We start from the raw sequence: 272 nt of genomic DNA on the forward strand, positions 1-272 counted from the left end.
TGTAGGTGATGGTTCATTTATTACTGGAGAAGCCGGACCAGAATTATTTACTAAGAAAGGTAATTCCATTACGGTTACACCTTTATCATCAAAAGAAAAATCACTTGGTATTACTGGAACTATGAATCAATTAATGGGTGATATGAGTCGTATGATGGCTAGTTCTATGAATCAATTATCAGGCTTGAAAACTGTTATGAGTGGTGTATATGGAAATATGTCTAATAGCAGACAAGCTATGGCAAGTAGCGTATCGAATCAAGTAGTTAATT

The 272-nt window shown here is 34.6% G+C and carries 1 pseudogene; it reads left to right on the forward strand.

Going from position 1 to position 272, the window contains the following annotated elements:
- A pseudogene (locus MR079_RS28710) lies at positions 1–272 on the forward strand (hypothetical protein); the annotation flags it as partial.

This window comes from Bacillus cereus group sp. BfR-BA-01381, from assembly GCF_022663555.1.
GTDB classification, from domain to species: domain Bacteria; phylum Bacillota; class Bacilli; order Bacillales; family Bacillaceae_G; genus Bacillus_A; species Bacillus_A pacificus.